Genomic DNA, 17,029 nt, shown 5'->3' on the forward strand with positions numbered 1-17,029 from the left:
CACTTCGATGCTCCGGACCATGCTCAAGTCGAAGATCCACCGGGCCACGGTGACCCAGGCCGACCTGCACTACGTCGGCTCGGTGACGGTGGACGAGGATCTGCTCGACGCGGCCGACCTCATCCCCGGCGAGCAGGTCGCGATCGTGGACATCACCAACGGCGCCCGGCTGGAGACCTACGTGATTCCCGGGCGGCGGGGCAGCGGCGTGATCGGCATCAACGGCGCCGCCGCGCACCTCGTGCACCCGGGTGACCTGGTCATCCTCATCTCGTACGGGCAGATGGACGACGCCGAGGCGCGCGCGTACCAGCCCCGGGTGGTGCACGTCGACGCCGACAACAAGGTCGTCGACCTGACCGCCGACCCGACCACGGCCGCGCCGGGCACGGCCGGCGACCCCGTCCCCAACCCGCTGGCCGCCGCCCTCAACTGACCCGGGGCCGCACGCACGGTCTGTCACCGGAAGGTCATTTCCCGCTACCCTTGTCGGGCCGTCGGAATCGACGGTCGTCGGGCTGGGGGAGGCGCGATGGGCCGGGCGATGCGGAGTCTCGTCGCCGCGTTGGTCGCGGGGGCGGCGCTGGCCGGTTGTGCCTCGGCGGGCGGCCTCGACGGGGATCTCACCGACGACTGGGGCGCGCTGCCGCCGGCCGGCGCGTTCACCCCGGCCGCCGGGGCCTGCCAGGTCGCCGACTTCACCCCCACGGTGAGCCTGTCGGGCTACGACCCGGTCGGCTGCGACCTGCCGCACCGGGTGGAGACGGTGCACGTGGGGACGTTCCCGGCGGAGCGGCCCGGTCCGCCGGCGCTCGGCTCGCCCGGGCTGCGTGCCGCCTTCGCCGAGTGCGACACCCGGGCCGGCGGCTACCTCGGCGACAACTGGCGGGCGGGCCGGCTGCGGCTGGCCGTGGCGCTGCCCACCGGGCCGGGCTGGGCGGCCGGGTCCCGCTGGTACCGCTGCGACCTGACCGAGTTGACCACGGTCGAGGCGGCGGCGACCGTGGTGACCCGGACGGGCAGCCTGCGGGACGCGCTCAAGGGGCCGTCCCCGCTGCGCCTGGGCTGCCAGCGCACCGGCCGGGACGCCCGCCGGGTGCAGACCCTCACCCCGGTCGACTGCCGCACCGCGCACGACGCCGAGTTCGTCGGGGTGTGGGCGGCGCCGGACCGCCCGTACCCGACGAAGGACGCGGACTGGGCGCCCCTCTACACCGGCTGCAACAGCGTCCTGGCCCGGTACGCCGGCGTGCCCGACGACCCGACCCTGCGGTTCCGCAGCGGCGTGGTGGTCCGCCCGCCCGGCGCCGGCCGGTGGGCGGCCGGTGACCGGGGCGTGCGCTGCTATCTCTGGCTGAGCGACCGCACGGTGACCGCCTCGCTCAAGGGGGCCGGCACGGCGGGCCTCCCGGTCCGGACGAGGTAGCCGAAACCACTCGTCCCGCCCCCGCCGCCCGGGACGAGAGCCCTTCGGGTTGACTGTGTTCATGGACCTTCCGACCGTCGACCTGCCGGCCCTGCCGAGGCTGCTCGCCGCGCCCGCACCCGGCTGGGTGGAGACCACCGACGTCATCGTCGTCGGCTCCGGGGTCGCCGGGCTGACCGCCGCGCTGCACCTGCGCGAGGCCGGCCTGCACGTCACCGTGGTCACCAAGGTCAATATGGACGAGGGCTCGACCCGCTGGGCGCAGGGCGGCATCGCCGCGGTGCTCGACCCGGCGGACACGCCGGCCGCGCACGCGTACGACACCGAGGTGGCCGGCGTCGGCCTGTGCGACCCGGCGGCGGTCCGGGTCCTGGTCGAGGAGGGCCCGACCCGGCTGCGCGAGCTGATGCGGATCGGGGCGGAGTTCGACCGCAACCCGGACGGCTCGCTGATGCTCACGCGCGAGGGCGGCCACCGGGCCGACCGGATCGTGCACGCGGGCGGCGACGCCACCGGGGCCGAGGTGCAGCGGGCGCTGCACGCCGCGGTCCACCGCGACCCATGGATCCGGCTCGTCGAGCACGCCCTGGTGCTGGACCTGCTGCGCGCTCCCGGTGACGGGCCGGACGGGCTCGGCCCGGCCTGCGGGATCACCCTGCACGTGCTCGGTGAGGGCAGCGAGGACGGCGTCGGGGCCATCCTGGGCCGGGCCGTGGTGCTGGCCACCGGCGGGATGGGCCAGATCTTCGCGGCCACCACGAACCCGGCGGTCTCCACCGGCGACGGCGTGGCGCTCGCGCTGCGGGCCGGCGCGGCGGTCACCGACCTGGAGTTCGTGCAGTTCCACCCGACCGCGTTGATCGTGCCGCCCGGTGAGCCGGGCGCGGGCCTCGCCCAGCAGCCGCTGGTCTCCGAGGCGCTGCGCGGCGAGGGCGCCCACCTGGTCGACGGCGACGGCAAGCGGTTCATGGTGGGCCAGCACGAGCTGGCCGAGCTGGCGCCCCGCGACGTGGTGGCCAAGGGCATCCACCGGGTGCTGGTGGCCACCGGCGCCGATCACGTCTGGCTGGACGCCCGCCACCTGGGCGGCGACTTCCTGGCCCGGCGCTTCCCGACCATCGTGGCCTCCTGCCTGGCCATCGGGGTCGACCCGGCCACCGACCTCATCCCGGTCGCCCCGGCCGCCCACTACGCCTCCGGCGGCGTCCGGACCGACCTGCGCGGTCGCACCTCCATCCCCGGCCTGTACGCCTGCGGCGAGGTCGCCTGCACGGGCGTGCACGGCGCCAACCGGCTGGCCAGCAACTCGCTGCTGGAGGGGCTGGTCTTCTCCCGCCGGATCGCCGAGGACATCGCCGCCGGGCTGCCGGAGCAGGCGAAGCCGGCCGAGGTCGGCGCCTGGGTGGGCGGCCAGGGCTGGCTGGTGCCGGCGGGCGCCACCCTCACCCTGCAACGGGCCATGACCCGGGGCGCCGGGGTGCTCCGGTCGGCGCCGGGGCTCGCCGGGACCGCCGCCACCCTCACCGAGGTGGGCCAGGCCCGCGGCGTGCCGCGCACCGCGGACTGGGAGGCGACGAACCTGCTCACCGTGGCGTCCACGCTGGTCGCCGCCGCGTACGCCCGCCGCGAGACCCGGGGCTGCCACTGGCGGGAGGACTTCCCGACGGCCGACGAACGGTGGCGGGGCCACCTCGTGGCCGGGATCGGGACGGAGGGCTTCTTGAACGAGCGCTGGGAGGCACAGTGAGGAAGTCGACGGAGCGGGCGCTGCGGGACGGTGGCCTGGACCCGGAGCGGGTCCGGCGCGTGATCGTCGACGCGCTCACCGAGGACCTGGGGCCGGACTTCCTCGACGTGACCAGCGTCGCCACGATCCCGGACGCGCAGAACGACACCGCCGACCTGGTCGCCCGCGCCGACGGCGTGGTGGCCGGGCTGCCGGTGGCCGCGGCCGTGTTCGAGCTGGTGGGCGAGCTGACCGGGGCGGACCGTACGGTCGAGGTGTCGCTCGTGGCCCAGGACGGGCAGCGGGTGGCGCGCGGCGACGTGCTGGCCACGATGACCGGCCCGACCCGGCTGCTGCTCACCGCCGAGCGGACGGCGCTCAACCTGCTCTCCCGGATGTCCGGGGTGGCCACGCACACCCGGGCCTGGGCCGACGCGCTGGCCGGCACCAAGGCGACCGTGCTCGACACCCGCAAGACCACCCCCGGCCTGCGGGCCCTGGAGAAGTACGCGGTCCGCGCCGGCGGCGGCACCAACAAGCGGATGGGCCTGCACGACGTCGCCATGATCAAGGACAACCACAAGGTGGCCGCGGGTGGGATCGGGGCGGCCTTCCGCCGGGTCCGGGAGGCGTTCCCGGACGTGCCGGTGCAGGTGGAGGTGGACACCCTGGCCGAGGCCGTGGAGGCGGTGGAGGCCGGTGCCCGCTTCCTGCTGCTGGACAACATGACCCCGGCGCAGCTGCGCGAGGTGGTCGCCGCCGTGGGCGACCGGGCGGAGCTGGAGGCGACCGGCGGGCTCACCCTGCCGGTGGCCGCCGAGTACGGGGCGACCGGCGTCGACTTCCTCTCCGTCGGCGCGCTCACCCACTCGTCGCCGATCCTCGACATCGCGCTGGACCTGCGGGAGGAGTGACGGTCAGCCCAGCCGGGCGGTGAGCGCGGTGGCCGGCACCAGGTTGAAGATGACCTGACTCTCGGTGTCGTCCCGGGCGTCCAGCCCGTACTTGGCGCGGAAGAGCTGGAGTGCCCGGTGGTAGACCTCGGGTTCCAGCTCGTCGGCCTCGGCGAGGGCGTACGCCTGGCCGGCGGCCTCCGGCCGGTCCAGCACCACGGTCAGCCCGGTGAGGCCGTGCCGGGCGACGTTGCGGACGAGGTCGCCGCCGGCGATGTACCAGGTGCCGTCCAGCCGGACGTAGCGGGCGTCGCAGGACTCCAGTTCGGTGTCGCCGCGGCGCAGGCAGACGCTGAGGGTGAGGCAGGCGTCGAGGTCGCGCACCGGGGCGGTTTCCCACAGCTCGTCGAACCGGTCGTCGACGAACTCCCCGAGCGGGGTGGAGACGAAGGCCTCCAGCTGCTGGGCGTCGAAGGTCTTGCCGTGCACCGGGAAGAACGAGATGAACGCCTTGTCGTCCCAGCGGTACATCTGGACCGAGGGGGCGGTGGCGTAGATCCGGACCCGCAGGCGTGAGCGGGCGGCCGGCGCGAGCTGCTGCTGGAGCCGCCCGAAGTGGTAGAGGTTGTTCATGATGGCGACGGCCGTGTCGGCGCGGCGCAGCTCCTCGGCGCGCAGCCGGACGGCGGGGGAGTCCGGGTCGAGCAGCAGCACCTTGACCGTGGCGCCGTTGGCCAGGGCGAAGCGCAGCGCGGCGAGGAACCGGGTGGTGTACGGCCCCTCCAGCATGCTGGTGAAGGTCTCCAGGATGGCGACCACCTCGCGGGACTGCGCCACCCGCTGGATCAGCGCGTCCCGGTCCAGCCGCGGGTGCTCGATGATGGTGGCGGTCCGGAGCTCGCGGAAGAGCGGGTTGAGCACCAGGTAGGTCAGGAGCGTCATGACCAGGGCGGCGCCGATGTTGAGGTAGAGGTCGCCGCGAAAGGTCTGCCCGTGGCGTTGCCAGGACTGCCGGGCCTGGACGATCATCCAGAGCGCCCCGCCGGCCAGCACCGCGAGCACGAGCACGTGCCGGCGACGGCGCAGCAGGGCGCTGCGTCCCCGGACCCACCACATCCTCGACATGTCCGCTCCCCGTCCGGCCGTGCCGTGGATAGAACCATGTTCATGCCGCGATGTGTCCAGGATACGGTTCGGCCGCCGCTGCGCGCCCACCCATGAGGCCGTTGTCTAGGCTGCGATCGTGCTGCTCTGCATCGACATCGGGAACACCAACACCGTGCTGGCGACCTTCGACGGCGACAAGCTGGTGCACAACTGGCGGATCAAGACCGACGCCCGGTCCACCGCGGACGAGCTGGGGCTGATGTTCCGCGGGCTGCTGGCCGGTGACGCCGTGGAGATCACCGGGGTGGCCGCCTGCTCGACGGTGCCGGCCGCGCTGCGCTCGCTGCGCACCATGCTGGCCCGCTACTACGCCGACCTGCCCAGCGTCATCGTCGAGCCGGGGGTGCGCACCGGCGTGCAGCTCGCCATCGACAACCCCAAGGAGGTCGGCGCGGACCGGGTGGTCAACACCCTGGCCGCGTACACCCTCTACGGCGGGCCGTCGATCGTCGTGGACTTCGGCACCACCACCAACTTCGACGTGATCAGCGGCCGGGGCGAGTTCCTCGGCGGCGCGTTCGCGCCGGGCATCGAGATCTCCTTCGACGCGCTCGCGGCCCGGGCCGCCCAGCTGCGCAAGGTCGAGGCCACCCGGCCCCGCTCGGTGATCGGCAAGAACACCGTCGAGTGCCTCCAGGCCGGCCTCTACTTCGGCTTCGCCGGCCAGGTCGACCGCATCGTCGAGCGGATGACCGAGGAACTGGGCGAGGTGAAGGCGGTGATCGCCACCGGCGGCCTGGCCTCGCTGGTGCTCAGCGAGTGCCGCACCATCACCCACCACGAGCCGATGATCACCCTGATCGGCCTGCGGATGGTCTACGAGCGCAACACCTGAGCGTCAGCGCCGCCGCGAGCGCAGGACGAACGTGCGGTAGGGCAGCTCGACGGTCGCCCGGCCGGCCAGGTCGGGGTGGGTGGCGAACAGGTCGCGCAGGTCCCGGTCGATCCGCTCCTGCTCGGCCGGTGGCGCGGTCAGCCAGTACGAGCGGGTGTGCAGCATGCCGACCACCTCGTCCGGGGTCAGCGTGGTGGTGTGGGCGAACTCGCCCAGCTCGACCGGGGTGAAGGCGGGGCCGAAGTCGGTGTACTTCTCGGTCACGTCGCCGGCGTTGTCGCCGAGGTGGGCGATCCGGGTCAGCTCCGCCACCCAGGCGACCCGCTCGTCCCGCACGTTCCAGATCGGCGCGAACGTGCCGCCCGGGCGCAGCACCCGGGCGATCTCGGCGTGCGCGGGCTCCCGGTCGAACCAGTGGTAGGCCTGCCCGACCAGCACCGCGTCGGCCGACCCGTCCGGCAGCGGGACCGACTCGGCACTGCCGGCCAGCGCCGTCGTGCCCGGGGTGGCGGCCGCCAGTTGCGCCCGCATCCCCGGATCCGGTTCCACGGGTACGACCTGGAGCCCGAGCGCGAGCACGCCGCGGGTGAGGATGCCGGTGCCCGCGCCGAGGTCAACGACCCGGGCCGGGGCGGCCAGCCCGTTCAGCGCCCAGCGCAGCGCCTCCTCGGGATAGCGGGGGCGGAACCGGTCGTAGTCGGCGGCGGCGGCGCCGAAGGAGAGTGCCTGGTTCACGTCGGCCATGCGCCGAGGCTAGTGCGAGCCTGCTCCGGCGTGTGCCCTGGTGCGGTGGCCCGCCGGGTCGGTGGCGGCGGTGGGCGAGGGCCCGGCTCCCGGCGGGGGCGCGGTGGCCGGCCGCGCCGGTCAGTGGCGGCGTGCCCGGGCGACCAGGGTGCGGTAGGGGAGGTCGACGGTGCCCCGGCCGGCGAGGTCCGGGTGGGTGGCCAGCAGGTCGCGCAGTTCGGCGTCGACCTCGCGGCGCCGGTCCGGCCCGGCGGTCAGGTAGTGCGAACGGGTGCGCACCATGCCGAGCAGGTCGTCCGGGGTCAGCGTGGTGACGTGGTCGAACACGGCCCACTCGGGCGCCGTGAACCGAGGACCGAAGCCGGTCACGGTCGCGCGCAGGTGGTCGACGGTGTCCCCGATCTCGGCGATCCGGTTCAGCTCGGTCACCCAGCCGACCCGGTCGTCCCGGAGGTTCCACACCGTCGCGAAGATCCCGCCGGCCCGCAGCATCCGGGCGATCTCCGGGTGCGCCCGCTCCCGGTCGAACCAGTGGTACGCCTGGCCGACCAGCACCGCGTCCGCGTACCCGTCGGGCAGCGGGACCGACTCGGCGCTGCCGGCCAGGGCGGCGACGCCCGGAGTGGCGGCCTCGAACTGGGCGCGCATCCCCGGGTCGGGTTCGACGGCGGCCACCTCGTGCCCGAGCGCGAGCAGGCCGCGGCTGACGATCCCGGTGCCGGCGCCCAGGTCGACGGTGCGGGCCGGAGCGGTGCGGTCGTCGAGCGCCCAGCGCAGCGCGGCCTCGGGATAGCGGGGCCGGTAGCGGTCGTAGTCGGCGGCGGCGGCGCCGAACGAGAGGGCCTCAGTGGGGTCGGTCATGGCGGGCAGGTTATCCCGTAACGGCCCGGCAGCCCCTTGAGTACGCTCGGGGCCTGAACCCCGCCCGAATTCTCCGTCTGAGGAAGCGTGCCGTGACCGAGCAGAACGCCCTGCCAGTAGACCCCGCCGACGACCTTCCGGAGCAGATGAAGGTCCGCCGGGAGAAGCGGGACCGGATGCTCGCCGAGGGCGTCGAGCCCTACCCGGTCGGCTTCCCGCGGACCAGCACGCTGGCGCAGATCCGCGAGCGGTACGCCGACCTGCCCACCGACACGGCCACCGGCGACCGGGTCTCGGTCACCGGCCGGGTGATCTTCGTGCGCAACACCGGCAAGCTCTGCTTCGCCACCCTCCGGGACGGCGACGGCACCGAACTCCAGGCAATGCTCTCGCTGGACCGGGTCGGCGCCGAGCGGCTGGACGACTGGAAGCGCCTGGTCGACCTGGGCGACCACGTCGGCGTGACCGGCGAGGTGATCACCAGCCGGCGCGGCGAGCTGTCGGTGCTGGCCGAGGAGTGGGCCGTCACGGCCAAGGCGCTGCGCCCGCTGCCAGTGGCGCACAAGCCGCTGAGCGAGGAGGCCCGGGTCCGCCAGCGCTACGTGGACCTGGTGGTGCGCCCGCAGGCCCGGCAGATGGTCCGCACCCGGGCCACCGCGGTGCGCAGCCTGCGGGACACCCTGCACGGGCAGGACTTCGTCGAGGTCGAGACCCCGATGCTCCAGTTGCTGCACGGCGGCGCGGCGGCCCGCCCATTCGTGACCCACAGCAATGCGCTGAACACCGATCTGTATCTGCGAATCGCGCCGGAACTGTTTCTGAAGCGCGCGGTCGTCGGTGGCGTCGACCGGGTCTTCGAGATCAACCGCAACTTCCGTAATGAGGGCATCGACTCCTCGCACTCGCCCGAGTTCGCGATGCTCGAGGCCTACCAGGCGTACGGCGACTACAACACGATGGCCGAGCTGACCCGGAATCTCGTGCAGCAGGCCGCTCTCGCGGTCGCCGGCTCGACGGTGGTCACCCACGCCGACGGCCGCGAGTTCGATCTGGGCGGCGAGTGGCGTTCGGTGTCGCTGTTCGGTGTCCTTTCCGAAGCGCTCGGTGAGGAGGTTACCGTCCGCACCGAAAGGTCCCGCCTGGTCGAGTACGCGGACAAGGTCGGCCTCTCCGTCGACCCGAAGTGGGGCCCGGGCAAGCTGGCCGAGGAGCTGTTCGAGGAGTTGGTGGTGCCGTCGCTCCAGGCGCCCACCTTCGTCCTCGACTACCCGGAGGAGACCAGCCCGCTGACCCGGGCCCACCGCAGCGAGCCGGGCCTGGCCGAGAAGTGGGACCTCTACGTGCTCGGTTTCGAGCTGGGCACCGCGTACTCCGAGCTGGTCGACCCCGTGGTGCAGCGGGAGCGGCTGGTGGCCCAGGCGCAGCTCGCGGCGCGGGGCGACGACGAGGCCATGCGGCTGGACGAGGACTTTCTCCGCGCGATGGAGTACGGAATGCCGCCGGCCGGTGGTATGGGAATGGGAATCGACCGGCTCTTGATGGCGCTGACCGGCCTGGGAATTCGGGAAACCATCCTGTTCCCGTTGGTCCGGCCCGAGTAGCACAGAACCTTCTCCGGGTCGTTACCGCATCCTATTGACGGAGCAAGCAGCGGGCGGGTTATTGTGCTCCTGTATTGCAGGAGCACAACCCTGCTCGAAAGGAATGTGGGACGTGGCCAAGCAGATCATTCACAAGCTGGTCGATGACCTGGACGGCGGGGACGCTGACGAGACCGTCAAGTTCGCGCTCGACGGTGTGCAGTACGAGATCGACCTCTCGGCTTCCAACGCTGAAAAATTGCGTGACGTATTCGCGCAGTACATCGCTCACGGCACGAAGGTGGGCCGCGGCGGCGTGGTCGTGGGTGGCCGGGCCGCCCGGGGCCGGGGCGGCGCGACCGCCGACCGCGAGCAGAACAAGGCCATCCGGGCCTGGGCCAAGAAGGCCGGCAAGGACATCTCCGACCGGGGGCGCATCCCGCAGGAGATCGTGGACGAGTACCACGCGAAGGCGGGGCACTGACCCCGACGACCCCCGCAGCGGGCGACACGACGCCGGACCGGAGCGCGACTCCGGGCCGGCGTCGCCGTTTCCGCCCGGCTGCGCCGTCTGTCCGGTCCGGGCCCGGTGCGTGCGGCGGCGTCGCCGGACCCGGGAAGAAACCGGGCCCCGGGGGAGTTGTCCACAGGCGGTGGAGATGCTGTCCACAGGTTGTGGAAGACCGCGGCCGGGCACTGACGCCCCCGCCCCAGCCCCTCGACCGGGCTTTTCCACCGGCGGTCGAATTTCGCTCTGCGCGTACAGGCAGGGGTACCGGAACACCTCCTGAGCGCGGACGGTTGTCAGAAACGACGCGTGAACGGCCATTCGCGGGGACACACGACCTCAGCGGAGTCGGTCCGCGGCGATAGAGTAAGGAGGCACGGACGCCCGTCCCGGACGTCCGCGCACCGGCCCCGCCGAGATCTGACCATCAAGGCGCACGGCACGTGAGGAGCACGAGGGCATGTTCGAGCGGTTCACCGACCGAGCGCGACGGGTTGTCGTCCTGGCCCAGGAAGAGGCCCGGATGCTCAACCACAACTACATCGGTACGGAGCACATCCTGCTGGGCCTGATCCACGAGGGTGAGGGTGTCGCGGCAAAGGCCCTGGAGAGCCTCGGCATCTCCCTCGAGGGCGTCCGTCAGCAGGTCGAAGAGATCATCGGCCAGGGCCAGCAGGCGCCGAGCGGGCACATCCCGTTCACGCCGCGGGCCAAGAAGGTGCTGGAGCTGTCGCTGCGCGAGGCGCTGCAGCTCGGCCACAACTACATCGGCACCGAGCACATCCTGCTCGGCCTGATCCGTGAGGGCGAGGGCGTTGCCGCCCAGGTGCTGGTCAAGCTCGGCGCCGACCTCAACCGGGTCCGCCAGCAGGTGATCCAGCTGCTCTCCGGCTACCAGGGCAAGGAGCCGGCCGCGGCGGGCGCCGCGCCGGGCGAGGCCGCGCCGTCGACCAGCCTCGTGCTGGACCAGTTCGGCCGGAACCTGACCCAGGCCGCCCGCGAGGGCAAGCTCGACCCGGTCATCGGGCGCGAGAAGGAAATCGAGCGGGTCATGCAGGTGCTCTCCCGCCGGACCAAGAACAACCCGGTCCTGATCGGTGAGCCCGGCGTCGGCAAGACCGCCGTGGTGGAGGGGCTGTCCCAGAAGATCATCAAGGGCGAGGTGCCCGAGACGCTCAAGGACAAGCAGCTCTACACGCTCGACCTCGGCGCCCTGGTCGCCGGTTCCCGCTACCGCGGTGACTTCGAGGAGCGCCTCAAGAAGGTGCTCAAGGAGATCCGCACCCGCGGCGACATCATCCTGTTCATCGACGAGATCCACACCCTGGTGGGTGCGGGTGCCGCCGAGGGCGCGATCGACGCCGCCAGCATCCTCAAGCCGATGCTGGCCCGCGGCGAGCTGCAGACCATCGGTGCCACCACCCTCGACGAATACCGCAAGCACCTGGAGAAGGACGCCGCTCTCGAGCGACGCTTCCAGCCGATCCAGGTGGGTGAGCCCTCGCTGGCCCACACCATCGAGATCCTCAAGGGCCTGCGGGACCGCTACGAGGCGCACCACCGCGTGAGCATCACCGACGCGGCTCTCGTCGCGGCGGCCACCCTGGCCGACCGCTACATCTCCGACCGCTTCCTGCCGGACAAGGCGATCGACCTGATCGACGAGGCCGGCGCCCGGATGCGCATCCGCCGGATGACCGCGCCGCCAGACCTGCGTGACTTCGACGAGCGGATCGCCCAGGTCCGCCGCGACAAGGAGTCCGCGATCGACGCGCAGGACTTCGAGCGGGCCGCGCAGCTCCGCGACAAGGAGAAGCAGCTCCTCGGGCAGAAGGCCCAGCGGGAGAAGGAGTGGAAGGCCGGTGACCTGGACGTCGTCAGCGAGGTCGACGACGAGCAGATCGCCGAGGTGCTCGGCAACTGGACCGGCATCCCGGTCTACAAGCTGACCGAGGAGGAGACCTCGCGCCTGCTGCGCATGGAGGACGAGCTGCACAAGCGCGTCATCGGCCAGGAGGACGCGGTCAAGGCGGTCTCGAAGGCGATCCGGCGCACCCGGGCCGGCCTGAAGGACCCGAAGCGCCCCTCCGGCTCGTTCATCTTCGCCGGCCCGTCCGGCGTCGGTAAGACCGAGCTGTCCAAGGCGCTCGCCGAGTTCCTGTTCGGCAGCGAGGACGCCCTCATCCAGCTGGACATGTCCGAGTTCCACGACCGGTACACGGTGTCCCGGCTGGTGGGTGCCCCTCCCGGCTACGTCGGCTACGACGAGGGCGGGCAGCTGACCGAGAAGGTGCGTCGCCGGCCGTTCTCGGTGGTCCTCTTCGACGAGATCGAGAAGGCCCACCCGGACGTGTTCAACACGCTCCTCCAGATTTTGGAGGACGGGCGCCTCACCGACGGCCAGGGTCGGATCGTGGACTTCAAGAACACGGTCATCATCCTGACCACCAACCTCGGCACGCGGGACGTCGCCAAGGCGGTGTCGCTGGGCTTCCAGGCCTCTGAGGACTCCGAGTCCAACTACGACCGGATGAAGCAGAAGGTCAACGACGAGCTCAAGCAGCACTTCCGGCCCGAGTTCCTGAACCGGATCGACGACACCATCGTCTTCCACCAGCTGCGTGAGAACGAGATCCTCTCGATCGTGGACATCATGATCGCTCGGATCGAGACGCAGCTGAAGAACAAGGACATGGGCCTGGAGCTGACCGACAACGCCAAGAAGTACCTGGCGAAGAAGGGCTTCGACCCGGTGCTGGGCGCGCGGCCGCTGCGTCGCACGATCCAGCGCGACATCGAGGACAACCTGTCCGAGCGGATCCTCTTCAACGAGCTGACCCCGGGTCAGATCGTGGTGGTGGACTGCGAGGGCGACCCGAGCGACATCGACAAGTCCAAGCTCGTCTTCCGGGGCGCCGACCGGCCGGTGGCCGTGCCGGACGCGGTCCCGGCGGACCTCGGCGGCACCGCCGCCACGGGCGCGGACGACGCGGCGTAAGTTCGGGCAACCGATCGAGGGCGACGGCCCCGGCAGGCGAAAGCCGCCGGGGCCGTCGCCTTTTGCGCGACCGGGGATCGGGTGGGTCAGGGGCGGGGGAGCGGGACCGGAGGGCCGTCGCCGACGAGCCGGAAGGACTCCTCGCCGACCGGCTCGACAAGGCCGTCGGTGACCAGCCCGGCGAGCGCCCGGGCACGCTGCACGTCGTCGTGCCAGACCTGGTCCAGCCGCTGGTGCGGCACCGGCCCGGTGGCGTCGCGGAGCACCCCGAGCAGCAGGCCACGCACCTGACGGTCGGTGCCGGCGTAGCGCTGGGGGCGGCGGGTCGGCCCGGCCGGGGCCGGCTGGCCGGAGGCCCGCCAGGCACAGACCGCCTCGACGGGGCACACGGCGCAGCGTGGGGCACGGGCGGTGCACACCACCGCACCCAGTTCCATGAACGCGGCGCTGGCCAGGGCCGCCGCGGCCGGCTCGACGGGCAGCAGTTCCTCGGTGGCGACCAGGTCGGCGGGGCGGGTGGCCGGTCCCGCGTCGGGCTCACCGGCGATGGCCCGGCACACCACCCGCCGAACGTTGGTGTCCACCACGGGGTGCCGCTGCCCGTACGCGAAGGCGGCCACGGCCCGCGCCGTGTACGTGCCGACCCCGGGCAGTGCCAGCAGCTGGTCGAGCCGCTCCGGGACCTCGCCGCCGTGCCGTTCCACGATGGCCACCGCGCAGTCGCGAAGGCGTACGGCCCGGCGGGGATAGCCGAGCCGGCCCCACATCCGGATCGCCTCGGCCGGCGTGTCCTCGGCCAGCGCGGCCGGCGTCGGCCAGCGGGACAGCCACGCCTCCCAGGCGGGCAGCACCCGGACCACCGGTGTCTGCTGGAGCATGACCTCGCTGACGAGGATCGCCCAGGCCCCGACCCCCGGCTCACGCCAGGGCAGGTCGCGGGCGTTGCGCTCGTACCACCGGCTGACCAGGGTGGCGAAAGTGGGCTCGGACATCGCGCCGTCGATGATGTCACGGGCCGCCTTCCCGCAGGTTGGGCGGGGCGGGCGGGCCGTCGCGGCCGGGCGGCGGGGACCGGGCAGAATGTCCGGATGAACGAGCTCGCGATCACCGTCATCGGCCGGGACCGGCCGGGCATCGTGGCCGACGTCGCCGAGGCCCTCGCGCGGCTCGGTGCGAACCTCACCGACTCCACGATGACCCGGCTGCGGGGACACTTCGCGATGACCCTGATCTGCGTGGGCCCGGCCGCCGCCGACGTCGAGGCCGCCCTCGCCCCGCTCGCCGCCGAGGGGAAGCTGCTGGCCACCGTCCGTGCGGTCACCCCCGACGGGGAGACCGAGCCCACCGGCGAGCCGTACGTGCTGGCGGTGCACGGCGCGGACCGGATGGGCATCGTCGCGGCCATGACCCGGGTGCTGGCCGACGCGGGCGGGAACGTGACCGACCTGAGCACCCGGCTGACCGGTTCGCTGTACGTGGTGGTCGCCGAGGTCGAGTTGCCGCCCGGTACCGCCGACGAGGTGGCCGGCCGCCTCGCCCGTACGGCCGCGGACCTGGACGTCGGGGTCAGCCTCCGCCCGGCGGACACGGACCTGCTGTGACGGCCGAGGAGTACGCCGGCCTGGGCGGCTGGACCCCGGAGAAGCTCGGCCTTCCCGGGGCCGTACGCGCCGTCGTGGCCGCGCCGGATCCGGTGCTCAGCCGGCCCGGCCCGGCGGTCGACCCGACCTCGGCCGAGGTGGTCCAGCTCGCCGCCGACCTGGTCGCCACCATGCGGGTGTCGCCGGGCTGCGTGGGCCTGGCCGCGCCGCAGGTCGGGGTGAGCGCCCAGGTGTTCGCGGTGGACGTGACGGGGCACCCGAAGGCGGTCACCGTGCACGGCGCCTTCGTGCTCTGCAACGCCACCGTGGTGGAGGCGAGCCGCTGGAAGGCCGGGCGGGAGGGCTGCATGTCGGTGCCCGACCTGACCGGCGACGTTAAGCGGGCCAGCCGCCTGGTGGTCGAGGGCGTGCTGCCGGGCAGCGGGGACCCGGTGCGGCTGGTGACCGACGGGTTCGAGGCGCGGGCGCTCCAGCACGAGATCGACCACTGCGCCGGCCTGCTCTTCCTCGACCGGGTGGCCGGGGCGCACGCGGTCTACCAGCGCAAGGTCTACCTCTGACCGGCCGTGGTCCGGCGGTGCCTGTCGGTGACCTCCGCCGTCCATTGTGGACCCGGGAGGGGCCGGGGCGAAGGGCCTCCGGCGCGTCGCGCCAGCGGGCCGGGCGTCGCGCCGTTACGGTGAACGCATCATGCGTATGACGGTCGGCCCGCTGCCTCCCGCCGTGTACTGGCGGCGTCGAGCCGTCGTCTTCGGAGCCGGGCTGCTTTTCCTGATTGTCCTGCTCTATTCGTGCACCGGCCCCGACCGGAACTCCGGCGCCCCCACGGGCAACCCGGGTGGGTCCCCGTCGGCCGCCGCGCCCGGCCCGACCGGTTCGCTGCTGACCCCGCAGTCCGGCAGCCCGTCGCCCACCCCGGGCGACTCGGGCGGCGGCAGCGGGACGAACGGCGGCAGCGGGACGAACAGCGGCGGCACGGGCACCGACAACGGCGGCGGCACGAGCGACGGTGGCGCGCCGGCCGCCCCGGTGGTCGACGACGGCACCTGCGCCGACTCGGAGCTCCAGGTGACCCCGGTGGCGGTGCCGGCCACCGCGCAGCGCGGCACGGTGGTCACCCTGCGCCTCAAGGTCAAGAACGTCTCGGAGCGCACGTGCAACCGGGACGTCGGGGCCGACCTCCAGGAGCTGTACATCAAGGCCGGCGCGAACCGGATCTGGTCCTCCGACACCTGCGGCACCGGCAAGGGCTCGGACCCGCAGTCGTTCACGCCGAACTTCGAGCGCTCCTACGAGCTCGGCTGGAACGGCAAGCTGGACAGCCGCTGCGCCAACGGGGTGGCCAACGGCCAGTTCGCGCCGATCGGCACGTACCAGGTCTTCGCCCGGGTCGGCACCAAGCTCAGCGAGCCGGTGAAGCTGACGATCACCGGCTGACCGGCTCAGACGTACCGCTCCAGGATGGACGCCTCGGCGAGGCGGGACAGCCCCTCGCGGACGCCCCGGGCGCGGGCGTCGCCCACCCCCTCGACGGCCTGCAGGTCCTCCACGGTGGCGCCCAGCAGCCGCTGGAGGCTGCCGAAGTGCACCACGAGCCGGTCGACCACGGCCGCGGGCAGCCGGGGCACCTTGGCCAGCAGGCGGAACCCGCGCGGGCTCACGGCGGCGTCGAGCGCGTCGGAGGCGGACGGGTAGCCGATGGCCTTGGCCACGGCGACCAGGTCGATCAGCTCGGTGGCGCTGAGCAGGTCGAGCTCGACCAGGGCCTCGTCGAGGGTGCGCGACTTCCGGCCCACCGGCAGGTAGTCCCGGATGACCAGGGTGCGGTCGGCGTCCACGCCCGCCATCAGCTCGTCGAGCTGGAGGGCGAGCAGGCGGCCGTCGGTGCCCAGCTCAACGACGTAACCGGCGATCTCGTCGGCGATCCGGCGGACCATCTCCAGCCGCTGCACCACGGCCACGGCGTCGCGGACGGTGACGAGGTCCTCGATCTCCAGGGCGGAGAGCGTGCCGGAGACCTCGTCCAGCCGGAGCTTGTAGCGCTCGAGGGTGGCCAGCGCCTGGTTGGCCCGGGAGAGGATCGCCGCCGAGTCGTCCAGCACGTGCCGCTGGCCGTTGACGTAGAGGCTGATGATCCGCATCGACTGGCTGACCGAGATCACCGGGTAGCCGGTCTGCCGGGCGACCCGCTCGGCGGTGCGGTGCCGGGTGCCGGACTCCTCGGTGGGGATCGACGGGTCGGGCATGAGGTGCACCGCGGCCCGGACGATGCGGGTGCCGTCGCTGGAGAGCACCACGGCGCCGTCCATCTTGCACAGCTCGCGGACCCGGGTCGCGGAGAACTCGACGTCGAGCGGGAAGCCGCCGGTGCAGATCTGCTCGACGATCTTGTCGTAGCCGAGCACGATGAGCGCGCCCGTGCGGCCGCGCAGGATGCGCTCCAGACCGTCGCGCAGCGCGGTGCCCGGCGCCATGAGAGCGAGGTTGGCCCGCAACGGGTCGCCGCCGGCCCCGCCGACGCTTCCGGTGACGCTCACGCTGATGGCACGGGCGGGGGAGCCCACGGCGCCGGTGCGGGCGTGCGGCGTCGTCGCGGCGGGCTTGGTGGCATCGCGGTCGATCGGCACGGGCACAGTCTACGGACTGCGGTGCGGTGGGTGCTCTCGTGGTTACTGTGATGTGTCACGATG

The 17,029-nt window shown here is 72.9% G+C and carries 16 protein-coding genes; 11 read left to right on the plus strand and 5 right to left on the minus strand.

The features are described 5' to 3' along the window. The first annotated feature begins 7 nt into the window (after positions 1-7). From panD to nadC, 4 genes are all read left to right on the plus strand, one after another. Complete coding sequence (gene panD, locus GA0070214_RS21765; protein ID WP_091267084.1) at positions 8-436, plus strand: aspartate 1-decarboxylase; 429 nt, start codon at positions 8-10, stop codon at positions 434-436. 96 nt (positions 437-532) lie between these two features. Continuing rightward, the gene (locus GA0070214_RS21770; RefSeq protein WP_091267086.1) at positions 533-1,426 is read left to right on the plus strand and encodes a septum formation family protein; all 894 of its coding nucleotides are present in this window, start codon (positions 533-535) and stop codon (positions 1,424-1,426) included. 61 nt (positions 1,427-1,487) lie between these two features. Beyond that, entirely contained in the window at positions 1,488-3,173 is a 1,686-nt protein-coding gene (locus GA0070214_RS21775; protein WP_091267628.1) for an L-aspartate oxidase, read from the plus strand. Continuing rightward, positions 3,170-4,066 carry a carboxylating nicotinate-nucleotide diphosphorylase gene (gene nadC, locus GA0070214_RS21780; RefSeq protein WP_091267089.1) on the plus strand — a complete coding sequence of 299 codons (897 nt, stop codon included), beginning with the start codon at positions 3,170-3,172 and terminating at the stop codon, positions 4,064-4,066. Before GA0070214_RS21775 ends, nadC begins: the two co-directional genes overlap by 4 nt. 3 nt (positions 4,067-4,069) lie before the next feature. Here the strand turns inward: nadC and GA0070214_RS21785 are convergent, their stop codons facing one another. After that, positions 4,070-5,170 carry an acyl-CoA synthetase family protein gene (locus GA0070214_RS21785; RefSeq protein WP_139141887.1) on the minus strand — a complete coding sequence of 367 codons (1,101 nt, stop codon included), beginning with the start codon at positions 5,168-5,170 and terminating at the stop codon, positions 4,070-4,072. Positions 5,171-5,288: 118 nt separating this feature from the next. On the opposite strand from GA0070214_RS21785, the gene GA0070214_RS21790 reads away from it, so the two are divergent. Further along, positions 5,289-6,047, plus strand: coding sequence for a type III pantothenate kinase (locus tag GA0070214_RS21790; RefSeq protein WP_091267095.1), 759 nt, complete (start codon positions 5,289-5,291; stop codon positions 6,045-6,047). A 3-nt stretch (positions 6,048-6,050) separates the two neighbouring features. Here GA0070214_RS21790 and GA0070214_RS21795 read toward each other — a convergent pair whose 3' ends face one another. Then, positions 6,051-6,791: a class I SAM-dependent methyltransferase gene (locus GA0070214_RS21795; RefSeq protein ID WP_091267098.1), complete on the minus strand. Its 741-nt coding sequence runs from the start codon at positions 6,789-6,791 to the stop codon at positions 6,051-6,053. 120 nt (positions 6,792-6,911) lie between these two features. After that, positions 6,912-7,652 carry a class I SAM-dependent methyltransferase gene (locus GA0070214_RS21800; RefSeq protein WP_091267101.1) on the minus strand — a complete coding sequence of 247 codons (741 nt, stop codon included), beginning with the start codon at positions 7,650-7,652 and terminating at the stop codon, positions 6,912-6,914. A 92-nt stretch (positions 7,653-7,744) separates the two neighbouring features. Here GA0070214_RS21800 and lysS point away from each other — a divergent pair, with 92 nt between their 5' ends. The 3 genes from lysS to GA0070214_RS21815 all read left to right on the plus strand — a co-directional run bounded on the left by lysS (position 7,745) and on the right by GA0070214_RS21815 (position 12,738). Then, positions 7,745-9,253: a lysine--tRNA ligase gene (lysS, locus tag GA0070214_RS21805; protein WP_091267105.1), complete on the plus strand. Its 1,509-nt coding sequence runs from the start codon at positions 7,745-7,747 to the stop codon at positions 9,251-9,253. Positions 9,254-9,365: 112 nt separating this feature from the next. Next, positions 9,366-9,716, plus strand: a complete 351-nt coding sequence (locus GA0070214_RS21810) for a histone-like nucleoid-structuring protein Lsr2 (protein WP_091267630.1) — start codon at positions 9,366-9,368, stop codon at positions 9,714-9,716. A 484-nt stretch (positions 9,717-10,200) separates the two neighbouring features. Next, entirely contained in the window at positions 10,201-12,738 is a 2,538-nt protein-coding gene (locus GA0070214_RS21815) for an ATP-dependent Clp protease ATP-binding subunit (RefSeq protein ID WP_091267108.1), read from the plus strand. An 86-nt stretch (positions 12,739-12,824) separates the two neighbouring features. Here the strand turns inward: GA0070214_RS21815 and GA0070214_RS21820 are convergent, their stop codons facing one another. Beyond that, entirely contained in the window at positions 12,825-13,730 is a 906-nt protein-coding gene (locus GA0070214_RS21820) for an HhH-GPD family protein (RefSeq protein WP_091267112.1), read from the minus strand. A gap of 96 nt (positions 13,731-13,826) precedes the next feature. On the opposite strand from GA0070214_RS21820, the gene GA0070214_RS21825 reads away from it, so the two are divergent. The 3 genes from GA0070214_RS21825 (at position 13,827) to GA0070214_RS21835 (ending at position 15,776) form a co-directional block, all read left to right on the plus strand. Next, complete coding sequence (locus tag GA0070214_RS21825; RefSeq protein ID WP_091267116.1) at positions 13,827-14,339, plus strand: glycine cleavage system transcriptional repressor; 513 nt, start codon at positions 13,827-13,829, stop codon at positions 14,337-14,339. Then, on the plus strand, positions 14,336-14,899 hold the full coding sequence (locus GA0070214_RS21830; RefSeq protein WP_091267119.1) for a peptide deformylase: 564 nt from the start codon (positions 14,336-14,338) through the stop codon (positions 14,897-14,899). Before GA0070214_RS21825 ends, GA0070214_RS21830 begins: the two co-directional genes overlap by 4 nt. A 130-nt stretch (positions 14,900-15,029) precedes the next feature. Next, positions 15,030-15,776: a hypothetical protein gene (locus GA0070214_RS21835; RefSeq protein ID WP_091267122.1), complete on the plus strand. Its 747-nt coding sequence runs from the start codon at positions 15,030-15,032 to the stop codon at positions 15,774-15,776. Positions 15,777-15,781: 5 nt separating this feature from the next. Here the strand turns inward: GA0070214_RS21835 and disA are convergent, their stop codons facing one another. Continuing rightward, positions 15,782-16,966 (minus strand): DNA integrity scanning diadenylate cyclase DisA, encoded by a 1,185-nt coding sequence (disA, locus tag GA0070214_RS21840; RefSeq protein ID WP_091267634.1) that lies wholly within the window; start codon positions 16,964-16,966, stop codon positions 15,782-15,784. Positions 16,967-17,029: the final 63 nt, after the last annotated feature.

The organism is Micromonospora chaiyaphumensis (assembly GCF_900091435.1).
Lineage (GTDB): Bacteria > Actinomycetota > Actinomycetes > Mycobacteriales > Micromonosporaceae > Micromonospora > Micromonospora chaiyaphumensis.

What these genes read in the sequence shown, in the direction of transcription:
- panD (WP_091267084.1), top strand. Translation starts at nt 8, where the DNA reads ATGCTCCGGACCATGCTCAAGTCGAAGATCCACCGGGCCACGGTGACC.
- GA0070214_RS21770 (WP_091267086.1), top strand. Translation starts at nt 533, where the DNA reads ATGGGCCGGGCGATGCGGAGTCTCGTCGCCGCGTTGGTCGCGGGGGCG.
- GA0070214_RS21775 (WP_091267628.1), top strand. Translation starts at nt 1,488, where the DNA reads ATGGACCTTCCGACCGTCGACCTGCCGGCCCTGCCGAGGCTGCTCGCC.
- GA0070214_RS21785 (WP_139141887.1), bottom strand. Translation starts at nt 5,170, where the DNA reads ATGTCGAGGATGTGGTGGGTCCGGGGACGCAGCGCCCTGCTGCGCCGT.
- GA0070214_RS21795 (WP_091267098.1), bottom strand. Translation starts at nt 6,791, where the DNA reads ATGGCCGACGTGAACCAGGCACTCTCCTTCGGCGCCGCCGCCGCCGAC.
- GA0070214_RS21800 (WP_091267101.1), bottom strand. Translation starts at nt 7,652, where the DNA reads ATGACCGACCCCACTGAGGCCCTCTCGTTCGGCGCCGCCGCCGCCGAC.
- GA0070214_RS21815 (WP_091267108.1), top strand. Translation starts at nt 10,201, where the DNA reads ATGTTCGAGCGGTTCACCGACCGAGCGCGACGGGTTGTCGTCCTGGCC.
- GA0070214_RS21820 (WP_091267112.1), bottom strand. Translation starts at nt 13,730, where the DNA reads ATGTCCGAGCCCACTTTCGCCACCCTGGTCAGCCGGTGGTACGAGCGC.
- GA0070214_RS21825 (WP_091267116.1), top strand. Translation starts at nt 13,827, where the DNA reads ATGAACGAGCTCGCGATCACCGTCATCGGCCGGGACCGGCCGGGCATC.
- GA0070214_RS21835 (WP_091267122.1), top strand. Translation starts at nt 15,030, where the DNA reads ATGCGTATGACGGTCGGCCCGCTGCCTCCCGCCGTGTACTGGCGGCGT.